The following is a 14,884-nucleotide window of genomic DNA, read 5'->3' as shown; positions in this document are numbered from 1 at the left end:
ATAAGATCCCGGATATAAAACAGCCGGGATCTCTTTTAATTTATCTATTATGCTGATCAGCAAAAGGTGAAGCAATATCAGCATATATGACTTTTTCCCATGTTAGTGACCAATTCTTTACTTTTTTTCTTCTATTATAGACCTTCCAGACGTGGGCATTTTCAAGGGCTATAGGAGTTGGTCTTACAATCATATTCAACAGATCGTCCCATCCATGGGGAGCCGACAATACAAGGTTACCCCTATTATCCAGAGTAGCACCCGCTGCAGTAACCGTTTCTGGAAATTTCGCTATCGCATCCATAGATGAATGATAAGGTTCATCATGATTGACCTTATGCATTCTGGCCTGATTTTTCACACTCCATGGGATATTAGGTTTCCATTGAATTAGTTGTTCTTCATAATACAGCTCATGCTCTTTCTCTGTATGGACCCGATCAAAATAAACGACATCGACATCTCCTAGCGGTGACGACACCGTTTTACCATGAAGAGTGTCCCATATTTTATTCCGGATAAACCCGGCGCATATCCACCAATCTGGCAACTTCAATTGTTGAACAGTCTGTAAAATATCCATCATCCACTGGTCTCTACTAATCAATTGTTCAATATTTTGCTCTGATTGAATCATCATTGAACTCTCCTTTGCTCTCTTCTCAATAGGAAATACTATTTATTCATGAAATTAACTGGATCTGCCCTGGCTAACCAAAAGCCTATCTTTTGAAACCGTTGTTGCTCGCTTATATGTATTATGTTTATTCTTCCTGCCATTACGACTACTGAAAAAGATCGTATACATCTGAATAGTTTGTTCTATTCAGATTCATATACCAGAAGACAACAAAAAAAACATGCAATTTCTAGTTGCATGTTTTCTATAGATGACCCGTACGGGATTCGAACCCGTGTTACCGCCGTGAAAGGGCGGTGTCTTAACCGCTTGACCAACGGGCCAATATGGCGGAGAAGGAGGGATTTGAACCCTCGCGCCGCTTACGCGACCTACACCCTTAGCAGGGGCGCCTCTTCAGCCTCTTGAGTACTTCCCCACAATATAAAAATGGCTCCGCAGGTAGGATTCGAACCTACGACCGCTCGGTTAACAGCCGAGTGCTCTACCACTGAGCTACTGCGGAATGGTGGGCCTAAGTGGACTCGAACCACCGACCTCACGCTTATCAGGCGTGCGCTCTAACCAGCTGAGCTATAGGCCCATTCTTTGGAGCGGGTGAAGGGAATCGAACCCTCATCATCAGCTTGGAAGGCTGAGGTTTTACCACTAAACTACACCCGCATATATATGGGGCGACTGATGGGAATCGAACCCACGAATGTCGGAACCACAATCCGATGCGTTAACCACTTCGCCACAATCGCCGTTATATTTAAAAATATGGTGGCTCAGGACGGAATCGAACCGCCGACACAAGGATTTTCAGTCCTTTGCTCTACCGACTGAGCTACTGAGCCATTAGTATATTAAGGATCTGCATGAGCAGATTTCAGCATCCTTCATCTAGTATGTAGAAGGATTTGCCATTCTACCATGTAAGAATGGCGGTCCCGACGGGAATCGAACCCGCGATCTCCTGCGTGACAGGCAGGCATGTTAACCGCTACACCACGGGACCTTTCTGATTGCGGGGACAGGATTTGAACCTGCGACCTTCGGGTTATGAGCCCGACGAGCTACCAGACTGCTCCACCCCGCGACGGTAATAATGTTGATTTCTTTTAAAAAATGGAGGAGGTAGAGGGATTCGAACCCCCGCGAGCCGTTAAGCCCCTGTCGGTTTTCAAGACCGATCCCTTCAGCCGAACTTGGGTATACCTCCGCATAAAAGAAATAATATGGTGGACCTTGTAGGACTCGAACCTACGACCGGACGGTTATGAGCCGTCTGCTCTAACCAGCTGAGCTAAAGGTCCTTATTTTGGTAGCGGCGGAGGGGATCGAACCCCCGACCTCACGGGTATGAACCGTACGCTCTAGCCAGCTGAGCTACACCGCCAAAATAGATAAGGATTATATAATATTAAATGGTGGAGCCTAGCGGGATCGAACCGCTGACCTCCTGCGTGCAAGGCAGGCGCTCTCCCAGCTGAGCTAAGGCCCCAATTAATATGTAATGGTCGGGAAGACAGGATTCGAACCTGCGACCCCTTGGTCCCAAACCAAGTGCTCTACCAAGCTGAGCTACTTCCCGAAATATGGCGCGCCCGAAAGGAGTCGAACCCATAACCTTCTGATCCGTAGTCAGACGCTCTATCCAATTGAGCTACGGGCGCATATTTCACATATAATATAATAAATGGTGCCGAGGACCGGAATCGAACCGGTACGGTAGTCACCTACCGCAGGATTTTAAGTCCTGTGCGTCTGCCAGTTCCGCCACCCCGGCTTTGGAACTCTTTGGAGCGGAAGACGGGATTCGAACCCGCGACCCCAACCTTGGCAAGGTTGTATTCTACCACTGAACTACTTCCGCAAATGGTGCGGGTGAAGGGACTTGAACCCCCACGCCGTAAGGCGCCAGATCCTAAGTCTGGTGCGTCTGCCAATTCCGCCACACCCGCATATAAATGGTGAGCCATGAAGGATTCGAACCTTCGACCCTCTGATTAAAAGTCAGATGCTCTACCAACTGAGCTAATGGCTCTTCAAATGGTGCCGGCAAGAGGAGTCGAACCCCCGACCTACTGATTACAAGTCAGTTGCTCTACCAACTGAGCTACACCGGCATTGTTATGGTGGAGGATGACGGGATCGAACCGCCGACCCTCTGCTTGTAAGGCAGATGCTCTCCCAGCTGAGCTAATCCTCCATTTTTGTATGCCTGGCAACGTCCTACTCTCGCAGGGGGAAACCCCCAACTACCATCGGCGCTGAAGAGCTTAACTTCCGTGTTCGGAATGGGAACGGGTGTGGCCTCTTCGCCATCATTACCAGACATTTATTTGAGACAAATATTATTATATACAGTCTTTCAAATAATTTCAAGAACAAATTTATATTTATTCCTTCAAAACTAGATAACAGAGGCATTCAAACACATGTAACTTTTCTATGTCCAGCTACGGCTCCTAGCTTTTCGGTCGTTTCGGTCCGTCACTTCAAATCCAAAAGCGGGATTTTGATGAGCCGGCCCTCCAACGCCTGTCAAAGCTGAACAGTCGCCTTCGCCTTTCTTTTTGGTTAAGTCCTCGACCGATTAGTATCCGTCAACTCCATGTGTCGCCACACTTCCATCTCGAACCTATCAACCTGATCATCTCTCAGGGGTCTTACTAGCTTGACGCTATGGGAAATCTCATCTTGAGGGGGGCTTCATGCTTAGATGCTTTCAGCACTTATCCCGTCCGCACATAGCTACCCAGCGATGCCTTTGGCAAGACAACTGGTACACCAGAGGTGCGTCCATCCCGGTCCTCTCGTACTAAGGACAGCTCCTCTCAAATTTCCTACGCCCGCGACGGATAGGGACCGAACTGTCTCACGACGTTCTGAACCCAGCTCGCGTACCGCTTTAATGGGCGAACAGCCCAACCCTTGGGACCGACTACAGCCCCAGGATGCGATGAGCCGACATCGAGGTGCCAAACCTCCCCGTCGATGTGGACTCTTGGGGGAGATAAGCCTGTTATCCCCGGGGTAGCTTTTATCCGTTGAGCGATGGCCCTTCCATGCGGAACCACCGGATCACTAAGCCCGACTTTCGTCCCTGCTCGACTTGTAGGTCTCGCAGTCAAGCTCCCTTATGCCTTTGCACTCTACGAATGATTTCCAACCATTCTGAGGGAACCTTTGGGCGCCTCCGTTACATTTTAGGAGGCGACCGCCCCAGTCAAACTGCCCGCCTGACACTGTCTCCCACCCCGATAAGGGGTGCGGGTTAGAATTTCAATACAACCAGGGTAGTATCCCACCGACGCCTCCACCGAAGCTAGCGCTCCGGCTTCAAAGGCTCCTACCTATCCTGTACAAGCTGTACCAAAATTCAATATCAGGCTGCAGTAAAGCTCCACGGGGTCTTTCCGTCCTGTCGCGGGTAACCTGCATCTTCACAGGTACTATAATTTCACCGAGTCTCTCGTTGAGACAGTGCCCAGATCGTTACGCCTTTCGTGCGGGTCGGAACTTACCCGACAAGGAATTTCGCTACCTTAGGACCGTTATAGTTACGGCCGCCGTTTACTGGGGCTTCGATTCAAAGCTTCGCTTGCGCTAACCTCTCCTCTTAACCTTCCAGCACCGGGCAGGCGTCAGCCCCTATACTTCGCCTTGCGGCTTCGCAGAGACCTGTGTTTTTGCTAAACAGTCGCCTGGGCCTATTCACTGCGGCTCTCTCGGGCTTGCACCCTACCAGAGCACCCCTTCTCCCGAAGTTACGGGGTCATTTTGCCGAGTTCCTTAACGAGAGTTCTCTCGCACACCTTAGGATTCTCTCCTCGCCTACCTGTGTCGGTTTGCGGTACGGGCACCTTTTATCTCGCTAGAAGCTTTTCTTGGCAGTGTAGAATCAAGAACTTCGGTACTAAATTTCCCTCGCTATCACAGCTCCGCCTTCACGGCAATGGGATTTGCCTCATTGCCAGCCTAACTGCTTAGACGCACATATCCAACAGTGCGCTTACTCTATCTTACTGCGTCCCTCCATTGCTCAAACGATAAAGAGGTGGTACAGGAATATCAACCTGTTGTCCATCGCCTACGCCTTTCGGCCTCGGCTTAGGTCCCGACTAACCCTGAGCGGACGAGCCTTCCTCAGGAAACCTTAGGCATTCGGTGGAAGGGATTCTCACCCTTCTTTCGCTACTCATACCGGCATTCTCACTTCTAAGCGCTCCACCAGTCCTTCCGGTCTGACTTCACAGCACTTAGAACGCTCTCCTACCACGCATACCATACGGTATGCATCCACAGCTTCGGTGATACGTTTAGCCCCGGTACATTTTCGGCGCAGAGTCACTCGACCAGTGAGCTATTACGCACTCTTTAAATGGTGGCTGCTTCTAAGCCAACATCCTGGTTGTCTAAGCAACTCCACATCCTTTTCCACTTAACGTATACTTTGGGACCTTAGCTGGTGGTCTGGGCTGTTTCCCTCTTGACTACGGATCTTATCACTCGCAGTCTGACTCCCGATGATAAGTCTTTGGCATTCGGAGTTTGACTGAATTCGGTAACCCGATGAGGGCCCCTAGTCCAATCAGTGCTCTACCTCCAAGACTCTAACAATCGAGGCTAGCCCTAAAGCTATTTCGGAGAGAACCAGCTATCTCCAGGTTCGATTGGAATTTCTCCGCTACCCACACCTCATCCCCGCACTTTTCAACGTGCGTGGGTTCGGGCCTCCATTCAGTGTTACCTGAACTTCACCCTGGACATGGGTAGATCACCTGGTTTCGGGTCTACGACCACATACTCATTCGCCCTATTCAGACTCGCTTTCGCTGCGGCTCCGTCTCTTCAACTTAACCTTGCATGTAATCGTAACTCGCCGGTTCATTCTACAAAAGGCACGCCATCACTCATGAATGAGCTCTGACTACTTGTAGGCACACGGTTTCAGGGTCTATTTCACTCCCCTCCCGGGGTGCTTTTCACCTTTCCCTCACGGTACTGGTTCACTATCGGTCACTAGGTAGTATTTAGCCTTGGGAGATGGTCCTCCCTGCTTCCGACGGGATTCCTCGTGTCCCGCCGTACTCAGGATCCACTCAAGAGGGAACGAAGTTTCGACTACAGGGTTGTTACCTTCTTTGACAGGCCTTTCCATGCCTCTTCATCTACCCCGTTCCTTTGTAACTCCATATAGAGTGTCCTACAACCCCGAAAGGCAAGCCTTTCGGTTTGGGCTATCTTCCGTTTCGCTCGCCGCTACTCAGGAAATCGCGTTTGCTTTCTCTTCCTCCGGGTACTTAGATGTTTCAGTTCCCCGGGTCTGCCTTCCATACCCTATGTATTCAGGTAAGGATACTGTTCCATTACGAACAGTGGGTTTCCCCATTCGGAAATCTCTGGATCAAAGCTTACTTACAGCTCCCCAAAGCATATCGGTGTTAGTCCCGTCCTTCATCGGCTCCTAGTGCCAAGGCATCCACCGTGCGCCCTTTCTAACTTAACCATTATGGTCAGTGGCGCTTTGTTGTACAAAGCGTACTTCAAATCATTTCGCAAGAAATGATGGTGTTACTTGGTGTGTTTGTTTACTTTACTGTTATCTAGTTTTCAAGGAACAATGTTGTCGGCCAGCCTAAGCTGATCCAACTGAGTTTTGAGAAAGATGATGCTCTCTCAAAACTAAACAAGACAGTCACGTAACATTCTTCTAATTTCCTTAGAAAGGAGGTGATCCAGCCGCACCTTCCGATACGGCTACCTTGTTACGACTTCACCCCAATCATCTGTCCCACCTTAGGCGGCTGGCTCCATAAAGGTTACCCCACCGACTTCGGGTGTTACAAACTCTCGTGGTGTGACGGGCGGTGTGTACAAGGCCCGGGAACGTATTCACCGCGGCATGCTGATCCGCGATTACTAGCGATTCCGGCTTCATGCAGGCGAGTTGCAGCCTGCAATCCGAACTGAGAATGGCTTTATGGGATTGGCTAAACCTCGCGGTTTCGCTGCCCTTTGTACCATCCATTGTAGCACGTGTGTAGCCCAGGTCATAAGGGGCATGATGATTTGACGTCATCCCCACCTTCCTCCGGTTTGTCACCGGCAGTCACCTTAGAGTGCCCAACTGAATGCTGGCAACTAAGATCAAGGGTTGCGCTCGTTGCGGGACTTAACCCAACATCTCACGACACGAGCTGACGACAACCATGCACCACCTGTCACTCTGTCCCCCGAAGGGGAACGTCCTATCTCTAGGAGTGTCAGAGGATGTCAAGACCTGGTAAGGTTCTTCGCGTTGCTTCGAATTAAACCACATGCTCCACCGCTTGTGCGGGCCCCCGTCAATTCCTTTGAGTTTCAGTCTTGCGACCGTACTCCCCAGGCGGAGTGCTTAATGCGTTTGCTGCAGCACTAAAGGGCGGAAACCCTCTAACACTTAGCACTCATCGTTTACGGCGTGGACTACCAGGGTATCTAATCCTGTTTGCTCCCCACGCTTTCGCGCCTCAGCGTCAGTTACAGACCAGAAAGCCGCCTTCGCCACTGGTGTTCCTCCAAATATCTACGCATTTCACCGCTACACTTGGAATTCCGCTTTCCTCTTCTGTACTCAAGTCCCCCAGTTTCCAATGACCCTCCACGGTTGAGCCGTGGGCTTTCACATCAGACTTAAAGGACCGCCTGCGCGCGCTTTACGCCCAATAATTCCGGACAACGCTTGCCACCTACGTATTACCGCGGCTGCTGGCACGTAGTTAGCCGTGGCTTTCTGGTTAGGTACCGTCAAGGTACCAGCAGTTACTCTGGTACTTGTTCTTCCCTAACAACAGAACTTTACGACCCGAAGGCCTTCTTCGTTCACGCGGCGTTGCTCCGTCAGACTTTCGTCCATTGCGGAAGATTCCCTACTGCTGCCTCCCGTAGGAGTCTGGGCCGTGTCTCAGTCCCAGTGTGGCCGATCACCCTCTCAGGTCGGCTATGCATCGTTGCCTTGGTAAGCCGTTACCTTACCAACTAGCTAATGCACCGCGGGCCCATCTATAAGTGATAGCGAGATGCCATCTTTCCCTCTTCCTCCATGTGGAGGAAGAAACTATCCGGTATTAGCCCCGGTTTCCCGGAGTTATCCCAGTCTTATAGGCAGGTTGCCCACGTGTTACTCACCCGTCCGCCGCTGACTTCCGGGAGCAAGCTCCCTTCTGTCCGCTCGACTTGCATGTATTAGGCACGCCGCCAGCGTTCGTCCTGAGCCAGGATCAAACTCTCCAATAAGTGTTTGACTTGCTCATAAAATAAAACTTGTTTGTTCCAACTCTGTTGGAACTTCGTTTAGAATTAACGTTGACGTGTTGTCTTGTTTAGTTTTCAAAGAACATTTTGTTGATATCGAATCAGCCTTCTTATTATACCAGAATAACTTTCGATGTCAATAACTTTTTTCTTTTGTTTTTACAGCTCTCGTTCGAGCGACTTTTTTAATATAACATTTTGTTATATTACTGTCAACAACTTTTTTCAAAGATGTTTTTCAGTGTTTGTTTTCTTCGCTGTATCTTAGCGACAAGATATAATTTAACATGATAATCATAATCGCGCAATAGTTTTTTTGAAGTTTTTTAAAAAAAACTAAAAGAATCCCCTAAATGAATATAAGGCAAGCACTTCATGATTGCTTGCCTTATGAATTTATGCACTCTTTTTACGTTGCTTTGTTTTTGCACTTCTTTCATCTATAAGGAAAAAGCATAGTCCCGCAATGACGATAAGTCCACCTATTACTTGTGTTGCCATGATTTTTTCACCCAATATGAAATACGCCAAAATAGCTGCACCGATCGGTTCCAAAAGAATAGCCATAGAAATGGTTGTAGCAGATATCCATCGGACTGACCAATTAAACAATGTATGTCCTAGCAATGTGGGGATCAAAGCCAATAGAATAAAATAAACCCAATCGCCAGCAGGATAACCCATGAGCGGTTGCCCACTAAAAAGAACATACACCAACAGCGTCACGGTGCTTGCAGTATATACTAGAAGCGTATATGTAATAAGAGAAACTCTTCTTCTAACATCTTGGCCGACCAATAAGTAGGCTGTTATAAGCCCACAGGCAATCAAAGCAAGAATATCTCCAAACAAAGCCATTCCGCTCACTTTGAAATCCCCCCAGCTAATAATAAAGCTGCCTGCTACCGCTATTAAGCCGCTAAGCAATCCTTTCATAGAAATTTTCTCTTTAAAAAAGAGAAAAGCTCCCATAAATGCAAATATCGGCTGGATGGTTACCAATACTGTAGAACTGGCTACGGATGTATATCGAAGCGATTCAAACCATAAGATGAAATGAAAGGCCAGAAATATTCCCGCACCAGACATCAGCCACCAATCTCTCTTTTTAATGAATTTTAGTTCTCCCTTAAACTTCCAGAGAAAGACCGGCAGCATGAATGCCACTGAAAAGAACAAGCGATAAAAGGCGATCACTCCGGAAGATGCACTAGATAACTTTACAAAAATAGCAGATGTGCTAACCGAGAGGACCCCTATAGCCAATAAGACATAAGGATTATACTTTGGTTGCTTCATTTCGCCCTCCTCGAGGTATAATTAAAGACACATAAATCATTTTACTCTGAATAATTACGGCAAGTCACGAATAAGAGTGAAAAAAGAAGATATCTTTGGCAACAAGGATCCTTCTAAAATAGTAATCATAAACTCATTTGTATTCTAATGGGATATCCCGCTGATATTCAACACGTAACTTGATTTACTTGTATATAAATAGGGGGTGACACATTGGATATCTTAGAAAATATATTTGCATTTCACACGCGGATGGATATACTCCTTAAATTGGGATTGACTGCAGTGCTTGGATTGATTCTCGGAATGGAACGGCAAATAAAACGAAAGCCTGTAGGCCTGAAAACAAGTCTTGTCATTTCAATTGTCAGCTGTTTGTTGACGATTGTATCAATAGATACGACTTATATCTCGCCGCCCCAGAACCATGTTAATATTTCTTTCGATCCTTTGCGTCTGGCTGCCCAGATCGTCTCAGGGGTCGGTTTCCTCGGTGCAGGCGTTATTCTTCGCCGGGAGAATGATAGCATTACTGGATTAACGACGGCCGCCATTATTTGGGGGGCAGCCGGAATCGGGATTGCTGTCGGGGCAGGATTTTTCATCGAGGCCGTGGCAGTTGTTTTTTTAATTATTATAAGTGTGGATATACTTCCGCTTGTCATGAATTATGTCGGCCCTAAACAATTGAGGCACAAGGTCTTGCTGCTGCAATTGAAGGTTTCCGACCAGGAAAGAATCCAAAGCATCGTAACCGCCGTTAAATCCAAACATATCCAAATTAAATCCATTAAAATCCGGGATATGGATTCCATCCATTTAATCCAAATGACCATTACAGTGCATCGGCAAAAATCAGCAGTTGAAGTATATGAACAAATCAAACAAATTGATGGGATTAAAGCGGTTGAAATACAAGATTTTTAATTAATTTGAAATTAGTAATTGACAAAGCAGCTCTTTTCGGATAAAAATAGAGAGGTAGTCCTAATTTTATCCCGGGGGATTAGCTCAGCTGGGAGAGCGCTACGCTGGCAGCGTAGAGGTCAGGGGTTCGAGCCCCCTATTCTCCATCACTTAAGCCTTAGAACCATTTGGTTCTAAGGCTTTTTAATTTTTATCAGTTATTATCTTTCATTCAATTAATGTACACACAATCAATAGTGTTTCCAAGATAATTCATAGAAACGACTTTTACTAATTTCTCTTATGTTCAATTACAGGCGTTTTTATAAAATGCTTAATTATTGTCTAATTAAGTATTTTTATTTTCATTTGATATAAATCTCTTACTTTCTTCTAATACTTTATTGATTCTCATTTGGTTGAACTCTGTAGCATCATAAGAAATTTTCTTTCCTCCTATATCAAACAAAAAGCTCTTTGCTTCATTCTGTTTTTCATAAAAGCATTCAAAGTCCCAATATTTCTTTGTTACAAGCCTCGGATGTCTTTCGTCCGAATTGTCTCTTTCAACAAATCTACGATGCAGCGTTTTTAGATCCGCATTGCACATAATTGTCATCGATCTAAAATCTATCTCATTTCGTATTTCTACCATTTTTTCCACAGATTCTACGTAATCAAAATTACTTTCAACAACAAAATTAACTTGTGCACTCACTAACTGCTTAATCATATCAAACAAAATAGTATAACTAGCAATAGAAATATCTCTGTCATTGATCATTTTATTTTCTCTGAAAGAATCATACATGTTTATTTTAATAGCATCCTTTGATAATAATGGCATATGTAATGAGGAAGCAATTTCTTTTGAAAGAAAGCTTTTACCTGAAGCAGGCGGACCGCATACTATTATTACTGATGATATATCCATCTTTAACAAATTCCCTCCTAAGAGCATAACTCTTCTGACCATCCACTTTAGTACACTTAAAATGCATAATTGAGCCCGCTCTCTCTGACCCAACATTTGAATTCAAAAAGGGGCGGCTTCTTTTTACTACACTTTTTTTGATCGCGTAGAATCACTGGTTAAAGCCCCTACTTTTCACCTAAAAAGCCTTTTCTTATTAACAAAGGCTTTTTTCGTTCAACCATTTTTGTATGGAATATAGTATGTATCATACGGTTCATCCATTATATAACCTAATTTTTCAGCCAGGCGCGCTGAATTAGCATTTGCAGCATCCCAACTCGGATAGAGCCCATTTTCTAAACATCCAAGCATTAACGCAGCAGCTGCAACAGATGCAAGCCCTTTTCTTCTATAGTCTGGATAAGTAGCAATTTCCACTTCTATCCCTTGATCATAAATACTGTAAGAAGAGGCCCCACAAGTAATCGTCCCTCCTTTTAAGATGACAAAACCGATTCCACGGGACAAAAAGTCTGAAGCGCTGTCGAAGTGGCCTGTAAAATCTGGAGAAAGCTCATGCAATGCGGGATCCTTGATGATTTCCTCATCTATCCTCCTAATTTCATATCCATCAGGCAATTTAGCCAGTATATTCTGTAAGTGGCTAATGTTTAAATGGGCAGGGTCTTTTTTGAATCTAAATCTATGAAATTTTTCGAAATTGCCTGCATGCCATTCTTCTATTCTCCTTTTCCATAAATCATTTTCAACAATAACAAGTGAGTCTTCTGTAAGATTCCCCAATAGTTCATTGACGCCATCTCCTACCGGCTCACCTGCATAATAGACAAAAATTCCGACCTTAATTTGTGCAGCAGTAGGCTTATCAGAACGATTGACCCAAATTTCACCCATATGCCCCTGAATGGCTGACAAAACAATCGCACTGTCCATGCTTTTAAACATGTGTTTTAAAATGGGTCTATGATTCTCATTAACTTTTATCATCAAGATTAACCCCCTGTTTTTCGACTGAATAAGGAATATTTTAACATATACCCCTTGATGAACCAATAACCACACAGAAAAATAGAAGCCAAAGCTGCTTAACGCGGCTCTGGCTTCCTGTTCATCAAATTCGATCTGTATCAAATTTTAATACATCGGCTTTATTGCTTCTTTGCGGAACGGTTTGCTTTTCCTCCATATCCTCTTTCAGGTGATGACGGTCACGCTTCAAAGCTTGTTTTTCCTGGCTTTCTGTAATCGGACCTGCATCCTCTTCATACCGACGCCCATTGCGTGCAGGGTCGTTTCCCTCTTCCTGCCGTTCATGAAGTTCTCCAAGCGTCATAACCCTCCGAGTGACCGGGCGTGAATCGGGCCGCTCATCCCTGTGAAGAGGGGGCTGTTCTGGACGGTTTTCCATTTCCCAAGATAACTGTTCATTATCGCTTTTCACTTCTTCGTGCTTATAACGCTCATCAACTGCTGCCTGATCCACAGCATGTTTTCTTTCTTCGTAATCCATTCTTTCAAGCGCTTCATCTCGTTGGGCAAATAAATTAGGGTCGGGATTATGGCTGACTCCCAATGTATCATATTCTGTAGCTGTCAAAGGCGTTTCCTGATGAGTCGGCTGATTCAATGGATGCACATGTTCATCAACCAATACTAATATTTTTCCATGCTGGACATCTCTTAAATAAAGATCTCTCTCTTCCTTGGTGAAGCCGTAGTCCTCCAAGCAATCGTTAATGGCACTGGACTCATCATCGGTGAAGAAATGAATCACTTTATCCATAAATGTTTCATTTTCCTCTGAATTAGTAATCGTCTCTACACCCGATTGCTGATAATGCCTGAATGCCAACGTTTCTTCCCTATCCGCTATTACTGTAATATCGTCCTCTTCGACCCCTTGGACCGTCAGCGCCCTAATGACTTGCTTTACTTCAGAACCCGTTTCATATACGCCGTAGACTTTTTTTGCCATGTGGCTCTCCTCCTAAATTGTATTTGTTTTTATTTCCATAAAAAGTAATTCGATGATCATGTTGAAAATATACCCATCCGCGATAAAGTCAAAACTATGAAAAAAACATTCTTCCCCTTTCTTTCGTGCAGTTCTTTTCAATCACCTTAAAAATTATTTTGTGATAACAATAAACAACAAAATTCGTTCACATATTCTGCATAAAATCTCGAAATTCTTTTTTTATATTATAGGAAGATAATTAAAGGAGTTGATTTTATGAAAAAGAAATGGTTAGCCGGTCTTTTCGGTATGGCACTGGTAGCCGGAATAGGCACTGCAGTATTAGCTGATTCTGAAGCAGCTGATGCAAATACGAATACGGAAAATGAAAGAAATGGACAAAATTCCACATACTCAGATATGGCCCCTCATATGAAAAGAATGCATCCAGAAATGACGGACGAAAGCATACAAAGAATGTATGAAGACTGCCACGGCCGTTCTTCGGCGAATAATATATATCAATAAGCGCACTATAATCCCGGTTTTCCGTTTTGGAATCCGGGATTTTCTTTTATACATATTTTGCTTTTTCTTAGAGTGCTACCTGTTTGCTTTCTTCAATAATTCTTATGTAAGATGAAGCTGTAAGAGACATGCTGCATATAAATAAAGGAGTGGCCATTTATGAATATTAACTCGATAGAACCGACACCGAGTCCCAATACAATGAAGATCAACCTGACAGAAGAATTGCCTGCCGGCAAAAGCAATAACTATAAAAGCGAACAAGCCGATCATGCACCGAAGCTCATAAAGGATATTTTGCTGATTGAAGGCATCAAGGGCGTTTATCATGTTGCCGATTTCCTGGCAGTCGAGAGAAATCCAAAATATGATTGGAAGGACTTGCTTATTAAAGTGCGCCACGTTTTCGGCGAAGACGCAGGCACTGCTGACAATGACAAAAAAATGCTTGAGCATTTCGGAGAAATAAACGTCCTAGTTCAGCAATTCAAGGGCATTCCTATGCAAATCAAGTTAAATGACGGTACAGTTGAAAAACGGTTTGCTTTGCCCGGGCAATTTGTGGAAGCGGTCAGTTCTGCGCAAAAACCCGATGATAATGTCGTTATGTCAAGAAAGTGGGTAGACTTCGGTGTGCGCTACGGAGATATGGAAGCCGTCGGCAAAGAAATAGAGGAAGAAATACTGGCGACCTTCACCCAAGAAGTCTTGAATGGACTTATAGAGGATGCACAGAATACAGCAGAGAAAATACATATCCGCAAACCTAAAATGAAATTAACGGAGGACATGCTTGAAGCTGAAAATTGGGAGAAAAGGTACCAAGCATTGGATCAAATGGAAGATCCGACAGAAGAGGATATCCCTCTCTTGGAGAAGGCTCTGAATGATCCGAAGACATCCATTCGGCGCCTGGCTGTTGTTTATCTCGGAATGATTGAAGATACGCTGGTTCTTCCCGCCCTTTATAAAGGATTGCATGATAAAAATCCTTCCGTCCGCAGAACAGCAGGCGATTGTCTTTCCGATCTTGGATTTGCTGACGCTATGGACGAAATGGCCGCAGCCCTGAAGGATAAGAGTAAAATAGTCCGCTGGCGTGCCGCCATGTTTCTCTATGAATTAGGGGATAAGCATATTTTACCGGAACTTCACCAAGCTGAAGATGATCCCGAATTCGAAGTGGCTCTTCAGGTTAAAATGGCGATTGACCGAATTGAAAATGGCGAGGCAGCAAAAGGATCCGTATGGAAGCAAATGACTGAAGCACGGCAAAAAGAGCAACAGTAACAATAGCTAATTGAACGCATTATCCTAGCCCCTGTGTAATGGA

8 protein-coding genes, 22 tRNA genes and 3 rRNA genes are annotated in these 14,884 nt (G+C 45.2%); 4 read left to right on the top strand and 29 right to left on the bottom strand.

The window, feature by feature from the left end; genetic code table 11:
* Positions 1–40: 40 nt before the first annotated feature.
* From ABC357_RS01895 to ABC357_RS01770, 26 genes are all read right to left on the bottom strand, one after another.
* Complete coding sequence (locus tag ABC357_RS01895) at positions 41–640, bottom strand: nucleotidyltransferase family protein (RefSeq protein WP_412885863.1); 600 nt, start codon at positions 638–640, stop codon at positions 41–43.
* A gap of 251 nt (positions 641–891) precedes the next feature.
* A tRNA-Glu gene (locus ABC357_RS01890) sits at positions 892–963 on the bottom strand.
* A 4-nt stretch (positions 964–967) separates the two neighbouring features.
* Positions 968–1,058 (bottom strand) — tRNA-Ser (locus tag ABC357_RS01885).
* A gap of 12 nt (positions 1,059–1,070) precedes the next feature.
* Positions 1,071–1,145: transfer RNA gene (locus ABC357_RS01880), tRNA-Asn, on the bottom strand.
* A gap of 1 nt (position 1,146) precedes the next feature.
* Positions 1,147–1,223 (bottom strand) — tRNA-Ile (locus ABC357_RS01875).
* Positions 1,224–1,229: 6 nt separating this feature from the next.
* Positions 1,230–1,303: transfer RNA gene (locus ABC357_RS01870), tRNA-Gly, on the bottom strand.
* Positions 1,304–1,310: 7 nt separating this feature from the next.
* Positions 1,311–1,386 (bottom strand) — tRNA-His (locus ABC357_RS01865).
* A 17-nt stretch (positions 1,387–1,403) separates the two neighbouring features.
* Positions 1,404–1,479 (bottom strand) — tRNA-Phe (locus tag ABC357_RS01860).
* A gap of 85 nt (positions 1,480–1,564) precedes the next feature.
* Positions 1,565–1,640: transfer RNA gene (locus ABC357_RS01855), tRNA-Asp, on the bottom strand.
* A 7-nt stretch (positions 1,641–1,647) separates the two neighbouring features.
* Positions 1,648–1,721, bottom strand: a tRNA-Met gene (locus ABC357_RS01850).
* Positions 1,722–1,751: 30 nt separating this feature from the next.
* Positions 1,752–1,844, bottom strand: a tRNA-Ser gene (locus ABC357_RS01845).
* Between the two features lie 17 nt (positions 1,845–1,861).
* A tRNA-Ile gene (locus tag ABC357_RS01840) sits at positions 1,862–1,938 on the bottom strand.
* Positions 1,939–1,944: 6 nt separating this feature from the next.
* Positions 1,945–2,021: transfer RNA gene (locus tag ABC357_RS01835), tRNA-Met, on the bottom strand.
* A gap of 29 nt (positions 2,022–2,050) precedes the next feature.
* A tRNA-Ala gene (locus ABC357_RS01830) sits at positions 2,051–2,126 on the bottom strand.
* A 13-nt stretch (positions 2,127–2,139) separates the two neighbouring features.
* Positions 2,140–2,216: transfer RNA gene (locus ABC357_RS01825), tRNA-Pro, on the bottom strand.
* 5 nt (positions 2,217–2,221) lie between these two features.
* A tRNA-Arg gene (locus ABC357_RS01820) sits at positions 2,222–2,298 on the bottom strand.
* A 24-nt stretch (positions 2,299–2,322) separates the two neighbouring features.
* A tRNA-Leu gene (locus tag ABC357_RS01815) sits at positions 2,323–2,411 on the bottom strand.
* Positions 2,412–2,423: 12 nt separating this feature from the next.
* Positions 2,424–2,498 (bottom strand) — tRNA-Gly (locus ABC357_RS01810).
* Positions 2,499–2,501: 3 nt separating this feature from the next.
* Positions 2,502–2,586, bottom strand: a tRNA-Leu gene (locus ABC357_RS01805).
* Positions 2,587–2,593: 7 nt separating this feature from the next.
* Positions 2,594–2,669 (bottom strand) — tRNA-Lys (locus tag ABC357_RS01800).
* Between the two features lie 6 nt (positions 2,670–2,675).
* Positions 2,676–2,751 (bottom strand) — tRNA-Thr (locus ABC357_RS01795).
* Positions 2,752–2,758: 7 nt separating this feature from the next.
* Positions 2,759–2,834, bottom strand: a tRNA-Val gene (locus ABC357_RS01790).
* Between the two features lie 10 nt (positions 2,835–2,844).
* Positions 2,845–2,960 (bottom strand): 5S ribosomal RNA (gene rrf, locus ABC357_RS01785).
* A gap of 241 nt (positions 2,961–3,201) precedes the next feature.
* Positions 3,202–6,137, bottom strand: a 23S ribosomal RNA gene (locus ABC357_RS01780).
* 217 nt (positions 6,138–6,354) lie between these two features.
* Positions 6,355–7,906, bottom strand: a 16S ribosomal RNA gene (locus ABC357_RS01775).
* The 16S, 23S and 5S rRNA genes sit together here with 21 tRNA genes alongside, the layout of an rRNA operon.
* Positions 7,907–8,320: 414 nt before the next feature.
* Positions 8,321–9,223 carry a DMT family transporter gene (locus ABC357_RS01770; RefSeq protein WP_412885862.1) on the bottom strand — a complete coding sequence of 301 codons (903 nt, stop codon included), beginning with the start codon at positions 9,221–9,223 and terminating at the stop codon, positions 8,321–8,323.
* A 252-nt stretch (positions 9,224–9,475) separates the two neighbouring features.
* Between ABC357_RS01770 and ABC357_RS01765 the strand changes: the two genes are divergently transcribed.
* Complete coding sequence (locus tag ABC357_RS01765) at positions 9,476–10,150, top strand: MgtC/SapB family protein (RefSeq protein WP_412888552.1); 675 nt, start codon at positions 9,476–9,478, stop codon at positions 10,148–10,150.
* Positions 10,151–10,223: 73 nt separating this feature from the next.
* Positions 10,224–10,296: transfer RNA gene (locus tag ABC357_RS01760), tRNA-Ala, on the top strand.
* Between the two features lie 182 nt (positions 10,297–10,478).
* On the opposite strand, the gene ABC357_RS01755 is transcribed toward ABC357_RS01760, so the two are convergent.
* The 3 genes from ABC357_RS01755 to ABC357_RS01745 all read right to left on the bottom strand — a co-directional run bounded on the left by ABC357_RS01755 (position 10,479) and on the right by ABC357_RS01745 (position 13,041).
* A complete protein-coding gene (locus ABC357_RS01755; RefSeq protein ID WP_412888551.1) occupies positions 10,479–11,063 on the bottom strand; it encodes a P-loop nucleotide/nucleoside kinase family protein in 585 nt (194 codons plus the stop codon).
* Positions 11,064–11,279: 216 nt separating this feature from the next.
* Positions 11,280–12,056, bottom strand: a complete 777-nt coding sequence (locus ABC357_RS01750) for a GNAT family N-acetyltransferase (protein WP_412885861.1) — start codon at positions 12,054–12,056, stop codon at positions 11,280–11,282.
* Positions 12,057–12,177: 121 nt separating this feature from the next.
* Positions 12,178–13,041, bottom strand: a complete 864-nt coding sequence (locus ABC357_RS01745; RefSeq protein ID WP_412885860.1) for a general stress protein — start codon at positions 13,039–13,041, stop codon at positions 12,178–12,180.
* A 258-nt stretch (positions 13,042–13,299) separates the two neighbouring features.
* Between ABC357_RS01745 and ABC357_RS01740 the strand changes: the two genes are divergently transcribed.
* Entirely contained in the window at positions 13,300–13,551 is a 252-nt protein-coding gene (locus tag ABC357_RS01740) for an FAD/FMN-containing dehydrogenase (protein ID WP_412885859.1), read from the top strand.
* 159 nt (positions 13,552–13,710) lie between these two features.
* Positions 13,711–14,841, top strand: a complete 1,131-nt coding sequence (locus ABC357_RS01735; protein WP_412885858.1) for a conserved virulence factor C family protein — start codon at positions 13,711–13,713, stop codon at positions 14,839–14,841.
* Positions 14,842–14,884: the final 43 nt, after the last annotated feature.

The sequence above is a fragment of the Bacillus kalamii genome, from assembly GCF_047238185.1.
Taxonomy (GTDB): Bacteria; Bacillota; Bacilli; order Bacillales; family DSM-1321; genus Bacillus_AD.
This window is presented reverse-complemented; position numbering and strand designations above follow the sequence as displayed.

Excerpts from the sequence above, each read along its gene's own strand:
- ABC357_RS01740 (WP_412885859.1), top strand. The coding sequence starts at position 13,300 with ATGAAAAAGAAATGGTTAGCCGGTCTTTTCGGTATGGCACTGGTAGCC.
- ABC357_RS01745 (WP_412885860.1), bottom strand. The coding sequence starts at position 13,041 with ATGGCAAAAAAAGTCTACGGCGTATATGAAACGGGTTCTGAAGTAAAG.
- ABC357_RS01755 (WP_412888551.1), bottom strand. The coding sequence starts at position 11,063 with ATGGATATATCATCAGTAATAATAGTATGCGGTCCGCCTGCTTCAGGT.
- ABC357_RS01770 (WP_412885862.1), bottom strand. The coding sequence starts at position 9,223 with ATGAAGCAACCAAAGTATAATCCTTATGTCTTATTGGCTATAGGGGTC.
- ABC357_RS01765 (WP_412888552.1), top strand. The coding sequence starts at position 9,476 with ATGGATATACTCCTTAAATTGGGATTGACTGCAGTGCTTGGATTGATT.
- ABC357_RS01895 (WP_412885863.1), bottom strand. The coding sequence starts at position 640 with ATGATGATTCAATCAGAGCAAAATATTGAACAATTGATTAGTAGAGAC.
- ABC357_RS01735 (WP_412885858.1), top strand. The coding sequence starts at position 13,711 with ATGAATATTAACTCGATAGAACCGACACCGAGTCCCAATACAATGAAG.